This window comes from Paenibacillus stellifer, from assembly GCF_000758685.1.
GTDB classification, from domain to species: Bacteria; Bacillota; Bacilli; order Paenibacillales; family Paenibacillaceae; genus Paenibacillus_AQ; species Paenibacillus_AQ stellifer.
The window spans coordinates 3,566,976-3,583,780 of record NZ_CP009286.1 but is presented as its reverse complement, the minus strand read 5'-3'; the positions used below and the strand labels follow the sequence as shown (position 1 = coordinate 3,583,780).

10 protein-coding genes are annotated in these 16,805 nt (G+C 54.6%); all 10 read left to right on the top strand.

The features are described 5' to 3' along the window. The first annotated feature begins 130 nt into the window (after nucleotides 1-130). The 10 genes from leuC to PSTEL_RS26365 all read left to right on the top strand — a co-directional run bounded on the left by leuC (nucleotide 131) and on the right by PSTEL_RS26365 (nucleotide 16,669). Nucleotides 131-1,555 (top strand): 3-isopropylmalate dehydratase large subunit, encoded by a 1,425-nt coding sequence (gene leuC, locus PSTEL_RS16540; RefSeq protein WP_038696968.1) that lies wholly within the window; start codon nucleotides 131-133, stop codon nucleotides 1,553-1,555. A 31-nt stretch (nucleotides 1,556-1,586) separates the two neighbouring features. Further along, a complete protein-coding gene (leuD, locus tag PSTEL_RS16535) occupies nucleotides 1,587-2,189 on the top strand; it encodes a 3-isopropylmalate dehydratase small subunit (RefSeq protein ID WP_038696966.1) in 603 nt (200 codons plus the stop codon). 226 nt (nucleotides 2,190-2,415) lie between these two features. After that, nucleotides 2,416-3,939, top strand: coding sequence for an N-acetylmuramoyl-L-alanine amidase (locus tag PSTEL_RS16530; RefSeq protein ID WP_038696964.1), 1,524 nt, complete (start codon nucleotides 2,416-2,418; stop codon nucleotides 3,937-3,939). A 160-nt stretch (nucleotides 3,940-4,099) separates the two neighbouring features. Beyond that, complete coding sequence (locus tag PSTEL_RS16525) at nucleotides 4,100-5,578, top strand: N-acetylmuramoyl-L-alanine amidase family protein (RefSeq protein WP_038696962.1); 1,479 nt, start codon at nucleotides 4,100-4,102, stop codon at nucleotides 5,576-5,578. A gap of 136 nt (nucleotides 5,579-5,714) precedes the next feature. Then, a complete protein-coding gene (locus PSTEL_RS16520) occupies nucleotides 5,715-6,401 on the top strand; it encodes a GerMN domain-containing protein (RefSeq protein WP_245624973.1) in 687 nt (228 codons plus the stop codon). A gap of 81 nt (nucleotides 6,402-6,482) precedes the next feature. Further along, nucleotides 6,483-9,227 (top strand): S-layer homology domain-containing protein, encoded by a 2,745-nt coding sequence (locus tag PSTEL_RS16515; protein ID WP_052098582.1) that lies wholly within the window; start codon nucleotides 6,483-6,485, stop codon nucleotides 9,225-9,227. A gap of 218 nt (nucleotides 9,228-9,445) precedes the next feature. Then, the gene (gene nth, locus PSTEL_RS16510; RefSeq protein ID WP_038696960.1) at nucleotides 9,446-10,111 is read left to right on the top strand and encodes an endonuclease III; all 666 of its coding nucleotides are present in this window, start codon (nucleotides 9,446-9,448) and stop codon (nucleotides 10,109-10,111) included. Between the two features lie 53 nt (nucleotides 10,112-10,164). Further along, nucleotides 10,165-10,431 carry a hypothetical protein gene (locus tag PSTEL_RS16505; RefSeq protein WP_038696958.1) on the top strand — a complete coding sequence of 89 codons (267 nt, stop codon included), beginning with the start codon at nucleotides 10,165-10,167 and terminating at the stop codon, nucleotides 10,429-10,431. A gap of 180 nt (nucleotides 10,432-10,611) precedes the next feature. Then, the gene (locus tag PSTEL_RS16500; RefSeq protein ID WP_169744591.1) at nucleotides 10,612-12,627 is read left to right on the top strand and encodes a putative bifunctional diguanylate cyclase/phosphodiesterase; all 2,016 of its coding nucleotides are present in this window, start codon (nucleotides 10,612-10,614) and stop codon (nucleotides 12,625-12,627) included. A gap of 430 nt (nucleotides 12,628-13,057) precedes the next feature. Further along, a complete protein-coding gene (locus tag PSTEL_RS26365) occupies nucleotides 13,058-16,669 on the top strand; it encodes a dynamin family protein (protein ID WP_169744590.1) in 3,612 nt (1,203 codons plus the stop codon). The last annotated feature ends 136 nt before the right edge of the window (nucleotides 16,670-16,805 follow it).

Sequence of the window (16,805 nt, the reverse complement as noted above, 5' to 3'; positions counted from 1 at the left end):
GAAGGTCGGCATCGTTTATAATTACGGCCTATAAGTATTATAGCTTTTATATCTTGGTGTAATAAAGAGACCCATGTTATATTTATATCATTCAAAGGGTATATGAAGTAATCTATGACGAGGTGAAATCATGGGCAAGAAGACAATGTTCGAGAAAATCTGGGACAATCATGTAATCTACCAGGAAGAAGGCAAGCCTAGCATTCTATATATCGACCTGCATTTGGTACACGAGGTAACATCGCCTCAAGCATTTGAAGGACTTCGGTTAAGCGGCCGCCAGGTGCGCCGTCCCGAACTGACTTTCGCAACGATGGACCACAACGTTCCGACTACGGACCGTTTCAATATCAAGGACCCGATTTCCAAACAGCAGATCGACACGCTGTCGAATAACTGCGCCGACTTCGGCGTCAAGCTGTTCGGCTTGGAAGATCTGGACAACGGCGTTGTTCACGTAATGGGACCGGAGCTAGGCCTGACCCATCCGGGCAAGACGATCGTATGCGGCGACAGCCACACTTCGACTCACGGCGCTTTCGGTGCGCTTGCGTTCGGTATCGGAACAAGCGAAGTGGAGCATGTTCTCGCCACTCAGTGTCTCCAGCAGGCCAAAGCGAAGACAATGGAAGTCCGCTTCGTTGGCAACCGCGCTCCCGGCGTTACCGCCAAGGATATGATTCTCGGCCTGATCGCCAAGTATGGTACGGACTTCGCGACCGGCTACGTTATTGAATACACCGGGCAGTCCATCACCGATCTTACGATGGAAGAACGCATGACGGTCTGCAACATGTCCATCGAAGCCGGAGCAAGAGCCGGCATGATCGCTCCGGACGAGACAACCTTCGAATATCTGCGCGGACGCCAATACGTTCCGCAAGGATCCGCCTTCGACGCTGCTGTCGAGGACTGGAAGAGTCTTGTCACCGATGAGGGAGCCGAGTTCGATACCATTGTTGAGTTCGATGTGGAGTCTCTCATTCCGCAGGTAACCTGGGGCACAAGCCCTGGCATGGGCACCGACATTACGTCCACCGTGCCGAACCCTGCTGATTTTACTACGGATAATGAACGCAAGGCTGCCGAGAAAGCGCTGGAATACATGGATCTGACGCCGGGCACCCCGATTTCCGAAATCGAGATTGATTATGTCTTTATCGGCTCCTGCACGAACGGCCGTATTGAGGACCTGCGCGCCGCCGCCAAGGTTGCCAAGGGCCACAAGGTTTCCGGAAAGGTAACGGCGATCGTCGTTCCGGGTTCGGGACGAGTGAAGAAACTGGCCGAGTCAGAAGGGCTGGACCGGATCTTTACCGAAGCAGGCTTCGAGTGGCGTGAAGCGGGATGCAGTATGTGTCTGGCAATGAACCCGGACATTCTGCAGCCTGGAGAGCGCTGCGCCTCGACTTCCAACCGCAACTTTGAAGGACGCCAGGGACGCGGCGGCCGCACGCATCTCGTATCGCCTGAAATGGCGGCTGCGGCTGCAATCAAGGGACACTTCACGGACGTGCGCGACTGGAACTTCAAGACGGAAGCTGTCAGCTCTTAAGAATTCGAGAACAATCAGGAGGGTTATATAGATGGAAGCTTTCAAGAAATTAACAGGGTTAGTCGGACCTGTGGACCGGGTCAACGTGGATACGGACGCCATCATTCCGAAGCAGTTCCTCAAACGGATCGAACGCACGGGATTCGGACAATTCCTGTTCTTCGAATGGCGTTTTGACGAGGAAGGCAACGACAATCCTTCGTTCTCGCTGAACCAGGACCGTTTCCAGGGATCGTCCATTCTGATTTCCAGAGCGAATTTCGGCTGCGGCTCCTCCAGAGAACACGCTCCTTGGGCCATTCTGGACTACGGCTTCAAGGTAATTATCGCGCCGTCCTTCGCGGATATTTTCTACAACAACTGTTTCAAGAACGGTATTCTGCCGATCAAGCTTTCGGAAGAGCAGGTCGAGGACCTGTTCCAGCGCACTGCTGCTAATGATGGCTACAAACTGACGGTGGATCTGGAGAACAAGACGATTACGGACGGTAACGGCCTGAACATCGCATTTGATCTCGACGAGCATCGCAGACAGTTCCTGCTTCAAGGCCTCGATGATATCGGTCTGACACTCCAGCATGAGGAACAGATCGCCGCATATGAAGCCAAGAAAGCCGCGAAGCAGTTCGCCTGACAGAAGCTGATTGTCAAGGCAGGTTCATCTAGCAAATTTTACACAAAACTTCCATTTCCGACACCGGAAATGGAAGTTTTTTTGATATAATAGCAGAATGAGGGGTTAGAAGCAGCAATCCGAAAAAAAACGAAATTATTCACGTGATAACTGTAACTTTTTTCCGTATTCTTCGTCAAAATAATGATTGCAGCGGTTCCAAAACAGGGAGTAAGGGGAGAGAGGAATGAGGAAGGCTTGTCTGATCGTGATGTCACTGCTGCTGCCCCTGCTAATATGGACGGGGTGGACCGGAGAAAGCAGCGCAGCGGCGGTTAAGGGGAAAATCGTGCTGGATAACCAGGAACTGACACTTCCCTCGGGAGCAGCGCCGGAGAACGTGAACGGGAGCGTTATGATTCCGATCCGCGTCGTGTCCGAAAGCTTGGGCTATCAAGTAAAGTGGGATCAAAAGGTACATAAGGTAACGATTTCGCAGGATTTCAAGACGATTCAGCTTACTGTAGGAAGCAAGCTGGCGGACGCCGACGGCGTTACGCTGAATTTAAACGCAGCCCCCAAGCAGACCGGTGGAACGGTCCTCGTTCCCATACGGTTCGTGAGCGAACAGTTCGGTTTGTCTGTTGGCTGGGATAACGGGGAGAAGACCGTCTATTTGTCCGCCAATCCTATAGCAATGCCGTCTGCAGCTCCGGCTTCCCAAGCACCGCAGCCATCGGCATCCCAGGCGGCATCTGCAACGCCTTCACCATCCGCTACGCCTTCTCCATCTGCAACACCGGCCTCATCATCTCCACAGGCTTCACCGACGCCCACGCCGTCGGCCGGAATACCGGGTACAGCCGCTGTGCAGGTCAAAGGCGCCGCGTTCGAAGCCAATCAATTAATGATTGCTGTGAACGGCAGCGTACAGCCTGCTGTTACTTCGCTGGACAATCCAAACCGGATTGTAGTGGAACTGCCGTCCAGCATGATAGCACCTGATTTAGCCGGCGGTCTGGCGTCCGGAACACTGAACACGACAGGATATCCGCTTATTTCAGGCATCAGCTACTCTACGGTCGCAGGTAATCCTTCGTCCGTGCGCTTCGAGATCAGCACTACGGAAAGGCTTGCCTATCAGCTCACTGTGGATGCAGGAACGGGACTTATCACGGTCAGCCTGGGCACAGGAACGAGCGGAGGTTCTACGGGTAACGGCCGCCCGGTAGTAGTGCTGGACGCCGGTCATGGAGGAACCCAGCCGGGCACGACCAGCGCGGCCGGCCGCAAGGAGAAGGACTTTAATTTGGCTGTCATCCAGAGAGTCGGAGCCTTGCTGCAGAACGACGGAAGAGTGGATGTCGTCTATACCCGAACGCAGGACGTAACGCTGTCACTGCAGGACCGGGTCAACATCGCTGAGGCGGCGGGCGCAGATGTGTTCGTATCGGTGCATGCCAACGCCATGCCGACCTCAGCCAAGAACTGGAATCAGGTTAACGGAAGCGAAACGTATTATTCAAGGAGCGAGAGTCTTCCTCTGGCAAGGGTGATGCACAAGCATCTGGTTGCTGGCACCGGACTTAAGGACAATGGCATCCGGACCAAAAGCCTGCATGTTACCCGGGAGACGAGCATGCCCGCAGTTCTCCTGGAAGCGGGTTATCTGTCCAATGTCTCCGAGGCGGCGAAGCTGTATTCCACCGATTTCCAGGATTCGCTTGCACGGGAAATCGCCGCAGGCATCCTTGAATATCTGGGCCTTTAAGCCGATAAGAACGTAAAGGCGCTTTCGCACCGGGAGCGGCGGATTGGAAAACATTCGCAACTTTTGAGTGCGGAAGACGTCTAACCATTGTCAAAGGTCGTCGAAGGCTGCCATCAAGAACGCCGGTCCAGGGCGGAATACTAGATTTTTGAGGTGAAGAATGAAGAGACTTAGTTTTATGCTGCTGGTGCTATTGTTCGTACTCGTGATGCCTGAACATGGACACGCCGCTTCTGGAAACAACAAGATCTTCCTCGACGGCAAAGAGATCACCGCAGGGCAGAGCGTTCCTGTCGAGAATGTGAACGGGACCGTCATGGTGCCTTTGCGGATGATCGCGGAGAATCTCGGGTACAAAGTGGATTGGAACCAGACGTCCAAGCTGGTTACCATCGTCCAGGGTGATACGACCATCAAGCTGACGGTTGGCCAAAATTCGGCATCCGTTAACGACAAGACGGTAACCCTAACGCAGGCCCCGATCCTGAGAAGCGATACTTCGCTTGTTCCGATCCGGTTCATCTCCGAACAGTTCGGACTTCAGGTCGCATGGGACAACACGGCGAAGACCGTAACGATTACTACGCCGCAGCCACCTAGTGGAGGAGATTCCTCGCAAACCGGCGGCACCTCGGGCGGGTCAGGAACTACTACACCGGGGGATACGTCCACCGGCAATCTGACCATGGTCAACGGTATAAGCTTCAACAACAATGTGCTGATGATTGCGCTGGATGGAAGTGCGGAACCAAAATTGAGTGTACTGAATAACCCAAGCCGGATTGTGGTCGACATCCCGAATGCTAACTTCTCGGACGCTTTCGGAAGCGGCCAGACACTTGATCCCGCGAAGTACGGGACATTGGATGCTACCGGATATCCAGACGTCAAAGAGATCCGTTACTCCTTGTATTCCAGCAGCCCGTACACGGTGCGTTTTGTCATTCAACTTAACGACAAGAAAGACTTCGGCTACAGCGTGACCAATGATACCGGCTCCAAGCTTGCCATAGTAGATTTGAACGCCACCGGCGGTCTTGCCTCTGTGAATGCCGGAACATCTACCGATCCCACGAACACGGCACCTCTTCCAGGCAGCGGAGGCAAAAAGGTGATCGTTCTTGACGCGGGACACGGAGCCAAAGACTCCGGAGCCATCGGCATTACCGGCAAATATGAGAAGAACTTTAATCTGGCTGTCGTCCTCAAGGCGGCGGAACTCCTGAAGAAGGAGAACAATATTGATGTCGTGCTGACGCGAAGCGACGACACGTTCCTTGAGCTGAGTGAACGGGTGGCAATCGCGAACAATCTGAATGCGGATTTATTCATTTCCGTACATGCCAACAGCAGCTCTACCTCCGTGGCAAGCGGCACCGAGACTTATTACAAGCGGGATGAGAGCAAGGCTTTTGCAAAGGTTATGCACAAATATTTGGTCCAGGCGACCGGGTTGAACGACCGCGGCGTTCAGTACGGCAACTTCCACGTCATCCGCGAGACGAAAATGCCGGCGATTCTGCTTGAAGTCGGCTATCTCAGCAACAAAAAGGACGAGTCCCTCCTGTTCACCGAAGCTCTGCAGCAAAGAGTAGCGGAGGCGATTGTCAGCGGCGTCAAAGAGTATCTTGGTCTTTAGTTGACCATGCGGCAGACCGGTGCCGCAAAGCCAGGCTTTACGCCCGCAAGGGATAGAGATGCTTTGCGGTCCGGTCTGTTGTTCTTGGGACAGTGATCGTATGGAAATTGATAATTCAAACAGGGAGGCGTTAAATATGTTGAATAAAAAAATAGGGGTTATCGGCATAGCGTCGGCCCTTCTTCTTGTGCTGGGAGGCTGCGGTGACAAGCCTGCAGCTGCGCCGGATGAAGGAGGCATTTCGACACCGACGGTTGTCAGCGGGGCGGATAGCTCGGAGGAGCCGGCAGCCAGCGCGTCGGCATCTCCATCTCTCCAGCCGTCCGAAGGCGAGACTTCCCCTTCTCCGGCTCCGGCTTCCGCCACGGCATCTCCTTCCGAGAGCGCCGTTCCTTCTGCGAGCGCTCCTGCGGAGGAGAAGCAGACCCAGACCATCAGCGTCTATTATACCGATCAGCAGATGACGGTGCTGAAGGAGTCCAAGGCGCCGATCTCTTTCACCAAAGGTGACGACAAATACACGGAAGCTTTCAAAGCGCTCCAGAACAGCGGCAGCGGAGATCTGATTTCGCTATGGGGCAAAATGGAGCTGAAATCGCTGAAGTTCGAGAACGGCCAAATTGTGATGGACATTCATAAACCGGATGAAGCCCAGCTTGGAGCCGGCGGCGAATCATTCGCACTCAGCGCACTGACCAAGACGCTGTTTCAGTTCCCGGAGGTCAACAGCATTGAACTGCTGGTTGATGGCCAGAAGGTCGAGAGTCTGATGGGGCATGCGGATCTGCTTCATCCGATGACCCGGGACAACATGGCAGATTAAGAATGGAAGGAACAGGGAGCCTATGTGTCGAATGATGTATAGGCTCCGGTTTATTTCAAGCAGAGAGGGGAATCTCGAGTTTTGTCTATCAACAGCAATCATCATTTGAATCGCAATCATAAAGGCTATAAACGCACCGTTTCCGCTCTTTTGGCGGCTTCACTGGCATTTGGCGGAGCGGGGGCCGTATATGCGGACACTGCTGGATCGACTTCCGCCACGGCAGGCGTGACATCCGCTTCCGTAACGGGAGCCTTCAGCGATATCACAACCGGCTTCTGGGCGGAGAAGCATATTTACAAGCTCGCAGCCCAAGGGATCATCATTGGAAATAACGGGTTGTTCCGTCCCGGCGATTCCGTTACCCAGCAAGAAGCGGTTTTGATGGCGCTGCGCTTCATGCAGCTTGACGGTCAGATTAGCAGTACGGCAACAGCGCTGCCATCCGGCATTGAAGTCTCCAACTACTACAAACCTTATGTGGTGCTCGCTTTCCAGAACAATCTGCTCGACAAGGTAACCGAGTCGGCATCCGATAATTCCAAGACCGCTTGGGGAAGCCGCAAGGCAACCCGCGAATGGGTCGCCGAATTGCTTGTTCGCGCGCTCGGCAAGACTTCTGACGCCCAGGCTGCGGCAAGCGAGCCTTCAGGCTTCGCCGATGACTCCAAAATTTCTGCGGACAAGCGGGGGTACATAAACGCCGCGATCGATCTCGGCCTTACCAATGGCCTCAGCGGAAACCTGTTCAATCCGCAAGGAGAAGTTACCCGCGCCCAGCTGGCGACCTTCCTAAGCCGGGCTGAAACCCAATCCCAGGCTGTATATGCCAACACGACCAGCGGGATTGTCACGGCTATTGGCAGCGGCAGCATTACCGTGTTCGGAGGAGTGACCAATGCCGTGTATTCGCTCGGTGCGTCAACCGGCGTATTCACGAGCACTTCGGAAACCGCGATCAAGGCAACGGATATTCCGCTCTACTCCAAAGTAACCTTAATTGGGAAGAACGGAACAGCATCCTATGTAGAATTGACTGACGCGAAGCCTCAGGTTGAGAACATTCAGGGAACTTTCGCCCGCTTGTCTGCGTCCGGAGGGAAGCTGTGGCTGAAGACGGCCGACGGTTATCCCGAATATGCGTTTGACAGTCAGACCGCATTTACGGATAAAGGCGGCAGCACAATTGATCCTGCAACCATTACCGAAGACAGCACCGTTACTATCATGCGGGAGACGTATACTTCACAGCGCAAGATTTTGAAGGTGCAGGTCACCTCGGGCGTTGTCAACAAGACGGCCTCCGGCACGTTGAAGAGCATCGATACGTCCGCCAAGACGGTTGTCTTCACCGGAAGCACAGGCTCTGAAGAAAGCTACTCCTATGATGATCATTCCCAGTTCTGGTATCAGAATACAAAGCTGGCCGCTTCTGACCTGAAGTCAGGCTCGGCCGTCAATTATACGATCAAGAACAGCGTGATCCAGTCGATCGAAGTAACCGGCGCAGTGGACCGCACGGTTACAGGCACTTTGCAGGAAATCGGGGATTCCACCATCGTCTACAAGACGGCTGATGGCAAGCGGGCGGTTAAGCTGTTAGCCGACAGCCCCGTTATTGCGATTCCCGGTATTTTGGCGCCGACAGCCGAAGATCTGGTCGCGGATGCGGTTGGCGGGGATAAAGTGGAACTGACGCTGAACAGCAGCGATCAGGTGACCAAAATCAATGTGCTGAATCACCAATACGACCAATATATCAGTTCTTCCGTAGTAAGCTATGATTCTAACACAGGCATGCTGACGCTGACCGACATTTCCGGCGGAGCCCATGTGGTCAAGCTGAGCAAGGATACTGATGTAGTCAGCTTTGACGGAAGCAAGCCGTCGCTTACGGTGTTTGGCGGTCAGCTGCTGCAGGGCAAGAAGCTGAATGTCATTGCGATCGGTGACCGTGCTCTAACCGTCAAAATTGTCTCAAGCTACGAGGGAACGATTCAAGACATCAGTCCTACGGGAAGGTACTTCACACTGAAGACGTCGAGCGGCCAGAGTCTGAAGCTGTATGATCCGGCATCAGTGGAAGTGTTCGGCTTGAAGAGTCCTTCCCTGAACAATCTTGCCGTAGGAGATTCCGTAACCGCGCTCTTGACCAATGGGCAGGTTGACATATCGGTTGTCAAGAAGATTCAGAAGCTTCAGCTGCAGTTGACCTCGGTCAATGCAGCGGCCTATAAGCTTGGCGTGAAATGGGGAAGCTACACCGATGAGCTAAACGCTGCGGGCATCTCCGTAACGGACGAGAACGGAGCATCAGCCAATCTTACCGCACTTAAAGCGGGAGATTATATCAACGCCAGCTTCTTGGGAAATAAGCTGCTGGCCTTACAGACCGTATCCCAGAAGATGGGGCAGGTGACGGGGATTGATGCTGCTGCGGGTACGCTTACGATTAAGGATTTCGCCGGCGCCTCACAGACCTTTAATGTATCCGGAGGTGTCAAAATCGACCGCAGCGGCACGGTGAACACCGGGCTTGGCAGTCTTTCGCTGTCTGAGCGTGTGGAAATTCGGAAGGATGCAGACGGAACTACGATTGCTTCCGTTCTTCCGGCCCAGTCCAAGAGCTTCTCCAGCTACGATTCGGTCAATAATCTGGCGAGCTTCAAGCGGTCGACAGTTGATGAAGCCTATCAGTTCAGCCTCTCGCCAAATGTATACATTCACCAAGGCGACACGACATTATCCGTGCAATCTCTCAAAGAAAATGATAAACTTACAGTATATTTCAAAAACAATGTCATTGTTGAAATAGTGAAGCAGTAAGGAACGGCGGCTTGCCTCCAAGAGAATCCGTCTTGACGCATGGCTTCTGTCATGCGCCGGGACGGTTTTTTATAAGCGCAAGAGAAGAACGGAATGACCGCCGCCTTGTATTGAAAGGCACCATCGGCTATAATACATACTTTGCCGGACTTTCATGCGATGCGATGCGTAAGGTGCCGCTGCTTATACCGGACGATAGTGATGTGTGAGGTACACCTATGAAGATTTCGGATGTCCGACATATTCTGGACACAATCGGCGATATGTTCCCTGATGCGCAATGCGAGCTGAACCACAGCAACGCGTTTGAGCTGACGATTGCGGTTCTGCTGTCTGCCCAGTGCACGGATGCGACGGTGAACAAGGTCACCGAGGACCTGTTCCGCAAGTACAAGTCGCCGCAGGATTACCTGTCCGTTCCTCTCGAGGAGCTGGAGCAGGATATTCGCCGGATCGGGCTGTACCGCAACAAGGCCAAGCATATCCGCAGCTTATGCGCCATTCTGATCGAGCAATACGGAGGCGAGGTGCCGCAGGCTCACGATCAGCTCGTGACGCTTCCCGGAGTCGGCCGCAAGACGGCGAATGTAGTTGTATCGAACGCTTTTGGCGTCCCGGCGATCGCCGTTGACACGCATGTCGAACGGGTTTCGAAGCGCCTCGGTCTGGCAGGCTGGAACGATTCAGTCCTTGAAGTGGAGAAGAAGCTGATGAAGGCGGTCCCGAAGGACGAATGGACGCTGACGCATCACCGGCTCATTTTTTTCGGGAGATATCATTGCAAAGCCCAGAATCCGAAATGCCAGGTCTGCCCGCTGCTCGATGTATGCCGGGAAGGCAAGAAACGTATGAAAACGTCCCGAGTCAGGCAATCTAAGAAGTAAGGTCCGGGCAGAGAGAAATGAGTCAGAAACAAAGAAGAGGATGGGATAGTAAAATGAAGTGCATTTCCGTATACACCGACAATTTTGAATTGTTCTCGGATATTTTTGACCGGGTAGTGGACAGTTCGATGGAAGAGAATGAAGAGCAGGAAGTTGAAGGCGTGACGATCAGTCACTCCGGCGACGTTCCGGAGCATTATCTGGAGCGCATGTCGCAGAAGCCCGAGGTTGTCGTCATGAAGGACAAGTCCCGCGGACTTACGATTCTGCAGCATGGCAAAGTATTCGAAATTTTGCTGCCGGTGCTCGAAAGCGCCTAAGCGGCTGGACGAAGGAGTCTCCCTGAGGGAGGCTCTTTTTTTATTTGTATTTCTTTAATTTGGGATTATTTAAAATTTGATGAACATCTGCCGATATATATATGAGCAATTGCATCAGATACTCTTCTCAACATTCTCAATCAGAAAAGGTTGCTGCCCATGTTCTCTTTGCCCAAAGACATGATAATCCTGCACGGAGAATACTCGATCTCTCTCGTGATTCTCTCCGTTGTAATATCGTGCTGCGCCGCCTATACCGCGCTATCCATGAACCAGCGTATCCAGCAGAACAGCTTCTTTCACAAGTCGTTCTGGCTCTTGATGTCTTCCGTTGCCATGGGTCTCGGGATCTGGTCGATGCATTTTGTGGGGATGAGTGCGTTTATGCTTCCGGTCAACATGAATTATGATTTGTCCCTGACCGTGATTTCGGTCTTTCCTGCGGTCTTTGCATCCTATTTGGCTTCTTATTTTGCGGGCCGGCCAAGCTTCAGTCATTGGTCCAAAGCGGTTGCCGGCTTGATCATGGGACTGGGCATTTCATCCATGCATTATATCGGCATGGCCGCCATGAAGATGGAAGCAAGTTTTAAATACAGACCTTGGATTTTCCTGACGTCGGTTGTCATTGCAGTAGGAGTATCATATGCGGCATTGTTTGTATTTTCGGCGCTGCAAAAGTATATGGGTGATCATCTGATCAAGCTCTTGACTTCGATTTTGATGGGGCTTGCGATTACGAGCATGCATTATACCGGTATGTCCGCCGTTGTGTTTTATACGGAAACGCCTTTGCGCACCCATTTACATCAAATGAACCAGATGGACATCACTTTGCTCACGACGGTAGTCGTGATTGGGGTCTCGCTGCTGCTGCTGATTTCCGGTCTGACGAGCCTGCTGGACAGGTATGTGGAACACCGGCTCCATTTTTTTGATGCCTTGACTCTGCTGCCCAACCAGAGACAACTCGAACAGGATTTGAATTCGGTGAAAAGCGCCCGCAGCCTTGCCATCGTACATATTCATAATGTGGAAAAATGGATCAGCATGCATGGATATACTTTTGGAGATATGATCATCAAAGCGATTGGGGAAGTGATTCAGAGCATGAAACCCGCTTCATCCCAAATTTATCGGATCGAGGAGAACCGCTTTGCTGTCGTTGAGGCGCATGATTCGGGGGAGACCTTGAAGAAGACGATGGAACGGACATTGGCTCATTTTAAAAAACCGCTCCCCATCGAAAATCACCGATTGGCTATTGAGATGGTATGTTCGCTTTCCCATACAAGCAGCAATGATAACAGGGAACTTCTATCCAATGCAATGGCAGTCCTCCAGCATCCCTTAACCCGATATAATCATGAAATTATTGAATACAATCCGGAGATCCACACATACAGTTATGAACGGCAAATTGTTCAGGACATAGGCAAGGCTATATCCGAGCATGAGTTGTTCCTGGTCTATCAGCCTCAAGTGGATTCCAAGTCGCTAAAGGCTGCAGGTGTTGAAGCGCTGCTGCGCTGGCTGCATCCCCGATTCGGACCGATTTCACCGGGAGTATTCATCCCGATCCTTGAGGAGAACGGTAAGATTTTCGACGTAACCGACTGGGTGATTGAAGAAGTGTGCAGACAGATTTCCAAATGGCGGCAGGAGTCTTTTGCCGTAGGCCATGTATCCATTAATATTCCGGGCGCCTATGTAACCTCATCCCGGCTGCTTAAGCTGATTCACGACAACCTTTCGGCATACCGGATCGAAACCCGCTATATCGAGCTGGAGATTACCGAGACGAGCGTTATTGAAGATATCGAAAATGCGATTACCGCCATTGCCCGCTTCAGGGAGCTCGGTTTATCCGTGGCGCTGGATGATTTCGGAACAGGCCTGTCCTCCTTGTCCTATCTGAAGCAGATGCCGATTTCGACCATCAAGATTGACAAATCCTTTGTTGACGGCGTTCCTGTCTCTGAAAAGGATTCGGCCGTGCTGGATGCAATCATTACGCTATGCTACTCGCTGAATCTGAACGTCGTAATCGAGGGTGTTGAGACCGCTGGCCAAATGGAATTTATCAATTCCATGAAGGAAGCCCCGCTGATTCAGGGGTATTATTTCTCGCGTCCGCTGAAGTCCGGTGAGCTTGTTGCCTGGTATGCGGAGAGAGGCCCGGAACCAGCCAGGTGAAGCGAAGCAAGGGGAGCAGACGATCAGGTGAGCAGGTAACAGGTAATCAGGTGAGCAAGCATAGCTGACAAAAAGCAAGTCAAAGCCCGTCCGGTCCGTAGACTGGTCGGGCTTTGCTCGTTAATAGTGTGGAATGCAAGCTTCCAAGCCGCCCCATTGCCGTCACGGTAATGAAAAGCTCTGTTTTTTCAGTTTCCGAAGGAAAAAACGATATTATGGAAGGAGTCAATGTAATATGTCATTATTTCCTGACGAAAATCGGCGATATGAACTTTGATTTGTGCCAATCCGGTGATAAAATGAAATTATTCCATTATTATAATAACAATTGATATATCGCAATAAAAAGCATCTTGATTGATTAATTAGTTGAGGTGGGTTGCGAATGGGGCCGGAACGGTTGAGAATGCCCATGCAGGATTCAGGGGATATGGAAAGAACGCTGGTTGAGCTATACTCTCTGGCGGAGCGGCAAGGAGACAGGGCGCGAGCCCATGTCTTTAAAGAGCTGGCGCTCAAAGCCAATATGGGCGAGCTGACCTTTACGTTCTGCGGACATTTTTCGGCAGGAAAATCGAGCATGATCAATGCGTTGTGCGGCAAGGAGCTGCTTCCGTCTGGACCGGTTCCGACAAGCGCCAACATTGTATCTATCCGCAGTGGATCGCCTCGCGCCAATGTCCGGAGACGTCTTGAAGGCGGCACCGAAGAAGAGCTGCTTGTGTCCCCGGAACAGATGAGGGAGTATTGCCGCCTGGGAGGCGAATACAGCTCGATTGAGGTATGGGAGGATGTTCCGCTGCTTGGAAGAAGCGGCGTTCTGATGGATACGCCGGGCGTGGACTCGACTGACGAAGGCCATCAGCGGGCTACCGAGACCGCGCTTCATCTGGCGGACATCGTCTTCTATGTGATGGATTACAATCATGTCGAATCGGAGAACAACCTGGCGTTTGCCAAAAATTTAAGCGAGTGGGGCAAGCCGCTGTATTTGATCGTCAATCAGATCGACAAGCATCGCCATAACGAAATTCCCATTGAAGCTTACCGCGCACAAGTGGAAAGCGCTTTCCAGAGCTGGGGCGTTTCTTATGCGGGTCTGCTCTTCACTTCTTTGAAAGATCAAGAGCATGAGTTCAGCGCCTGGGGAAATCTGCCTCTCCTGATTCGTGATCTGCTGAAGCGCAGGGAGGAGCTGCTGGCTTACAGCCTCTCGCAGTCCATGCATCATACAGCCGATGAAGCTCTGGAGTCTCTTCGTGAAGATCAGTCTGAAGAAAGAGAGCGGCTTCTCGAGGAGCTGGATAGCGGAAGCAATCAATCTGCTGCCGTGGAGGCCGCTGAACTGGAGATGGAAGAGCGGCGGCTTGATTCGCTGCCGGAGGAAGCCCGGGGAGAACTCCGGAAGAAGTTGGACGTCCATCTTGAGAACGCTAACCTGATGACGGCGGATATTCGAGATCTGGTGAGCCGTCTGGCCGAAAGTCTCGCGCCAGGCTTTCGAACCGGTCTATTCACGACGGCAGCCAGGAAGGACCGGGAGCGCGTCGCCCGCTTGGCCGCACTGGAAGCTGCTCTCCGGCGGCAGCTATCTTCACAGCTTGAGATTCATGTGCTTCAGTTGCTTCGAGAATGGGGCGAAGCGCTGGAGCTGTGGAGAGACGAGGAGGAGGCCCTGATGAAGGAAAGCTTTCCTCTTGCGGATTCAGCCTGGCTGTCCGGCGCAATCCAGCCGGGCACGCCTACTGAGGGAGAAGCCCATCTTCAGTTCTGCCGGGGGCTGGCGCTTGAGCTTCGGAGCGGCTTCCGCAGGGCCGCTCTCGCCTCGGCAGACCGGCAGCTGGCTTCGCTGCCGCCCCTGCTTGCGCAGCGCCGCGCAGAGCTGGCGCTGCGCCGTGCCGCCGCCGGGCGGCGGGCCGCAGCCGCGGCCGCCCTGGCGGAGCTGGACCGCGCGGAGCATGCCCGCGCGGCCGAATTCGCGGCGCTGCTGCCGCCGCGACCCGCGCTCGCCCCCGGCCTGCTGCCGGAGGTGAGCGCGTACCCCCGGGCGGCCCGCAGCGCCGCCGTCCGGGTGCCGGGTCCGCCGCAGATGACGGCGGACCCGGTGGTGGCCGCCCGTCCCGCGGCGGCCGGCCATGCGCCGGCGGAGGGACGGCGCCGGCTGGGAGAAGCCGCGCGGCTGCTGGAGCGCGCGGCGGCCAGGCTTGCGGCCGAGCCGGCGATGGCCTCGGCGGCGCGCAGCCTGTCGGCGCGGTCCGCCGATCTGGCTGGCGGCCGGTTCACGCTGGCGCTGCTCGGAGCGTTCAGCGCCGGCAAATCCTCCTTCGCCAATGCGCTGCTCGGCGAAGAGGTGCTGCCCGTGTCGCCGCATCCCGCTACCGCGGCGGTGAACCGGATTCTGGCGCCGGAAGGGCAGAATCGGCACGGGACAGCCAGGGTCATCATGAAGAGCCGGGAGGAATTCTGGGATGATCTCCGCCACTCCTTCAGCGTGCTTCAGCTCGGAGAACCGGATGACAGCTCATGGGATGAAGCCGTGAATCGGCTGCCGGAGCGGGGGGTGCACCCGTCTTCACTGCCGCATGCCGGATTCTTGCGGGCGGCGGCGAGAGGGTGGAAGGAAGCGGAGCGGCATCTGGGAACCGTCCGGACCGTTGAGCTTCCGGAATACCGGGAATTGGTGGCGGAAGAAAGCAAAGCATGCTTCGTGCGGAGCATCGATCTCTTCTACGATAGTCCGGTTACCCGCAGCGGAATCGTGCTCGTCGATACGCCGGGAGCGGATTCGCTGCATGCGAGGCATACCGGCGTCACCTTCAGCTATATGAAGGAAGCGGACGCAATCTGCTTCGTCACGTATTACAACCATGCGTTCTCCAAAGCGGACAGGGGACTGCTTATGCAGCTTGGCCGGATCAGGGAGAGCTTGGAGCTTGATAAAATGTTCTTTATCGTCAACGCATCCGATCTCGCGGACAACCGGGAGGAGCTGGAGCAGGTGCTGGAGCATGTAGCCGGGAATCTGCGTACCGCAGGCATCGGCCGGCCCCGTCTGTATGCGCTGTCCAGTCTCCTGGCGCTGGAGGCCCGGAAATCGGGGGTTAACCCGGGACCATCCTCCGGCTTTAGCGATTTTGAGGATGAGCTGTGGCGGTTCGCCGGACAGGAGCTTCCCGGTCTTGCATTGGCATCTGCCCGGGAGAGCCTGGCTTCGGTGCGGAAGCGGACCGAGGAATGGCGGGAGATGGCGTCAACCGCCGAGTCAGAGCGGGAAGCGGAAGCCACACGCATGGCGGAACGGCGAGCGGCAGCGGAGAAGGCGCTGGAGCGGCTCGCTGTGGATGAGCGGGTGCTGCGCGACATCAGGCGGGAGGGCGAGGAGCTGCTCTATCATGTCCGCCAGCGGCTGGGCTTTGCGCTGGGGCGAATGTTTCAGGAATCATTCCATCCGTCCCTGCTGCGCAGCGATGCCGGGCCGATGAAAGAGACATTCGCAGCCTGCGGACGGGAATTGTGGCGGACCGCAGGCCGCGAGCTGGAGGCCGAGCTATGGGCGACGACGCTGCGACTTTCGTCGGCGGGCCGCAGACTTGTCCGGTCTGCGGCGGATGCCATGGCGGAAGAGCTGGGAGACTCCGGCCTGACCTATGAAGGGAAGGCTTGGGACGAACGCTCCTGGCCTGCGCCCGGGCGGCTGGAAATTTCGCTGCCGGAAGCCGATTGGGAGCGGTGGTGGCCGCTCTTCAAGTCGCCGAAGGCATTCTTCGAAGGCGGAGGCCGGGATGTCCTGCGGCGGGCGGTGGAGCCGCAATTGAAGGAAGCGATTGCGGCCGCGGCTGCGAAGGCTGAGCCTGCGCTGCTGGCGCATTATGAATCTCTGGCCTCTGCTGCGCTTGCCGCAGCGGCACGGGAGCTAGCAGCGGAATTGAAAGAGCGGGAGATCGCCATGTTATCGCTTCTGAAGGGGGGTGATACGGCGGAACGCTGGGCGATTCTGGCGCAGGAGCTGCAGCAGATCGAATCCGGCTTGGCCTCTCTTTAGAAGAGGACTCTCGAACTCTCTTCAGAACAGAAGGCGGGGCAGGGAAATATTACCGTTATTTAAAATATAAAACTTTATAAGTTGTTGCCTACAATAGGTCTTCTATTTCTCGGTAAATGCACGGCGCCAAAAGGAC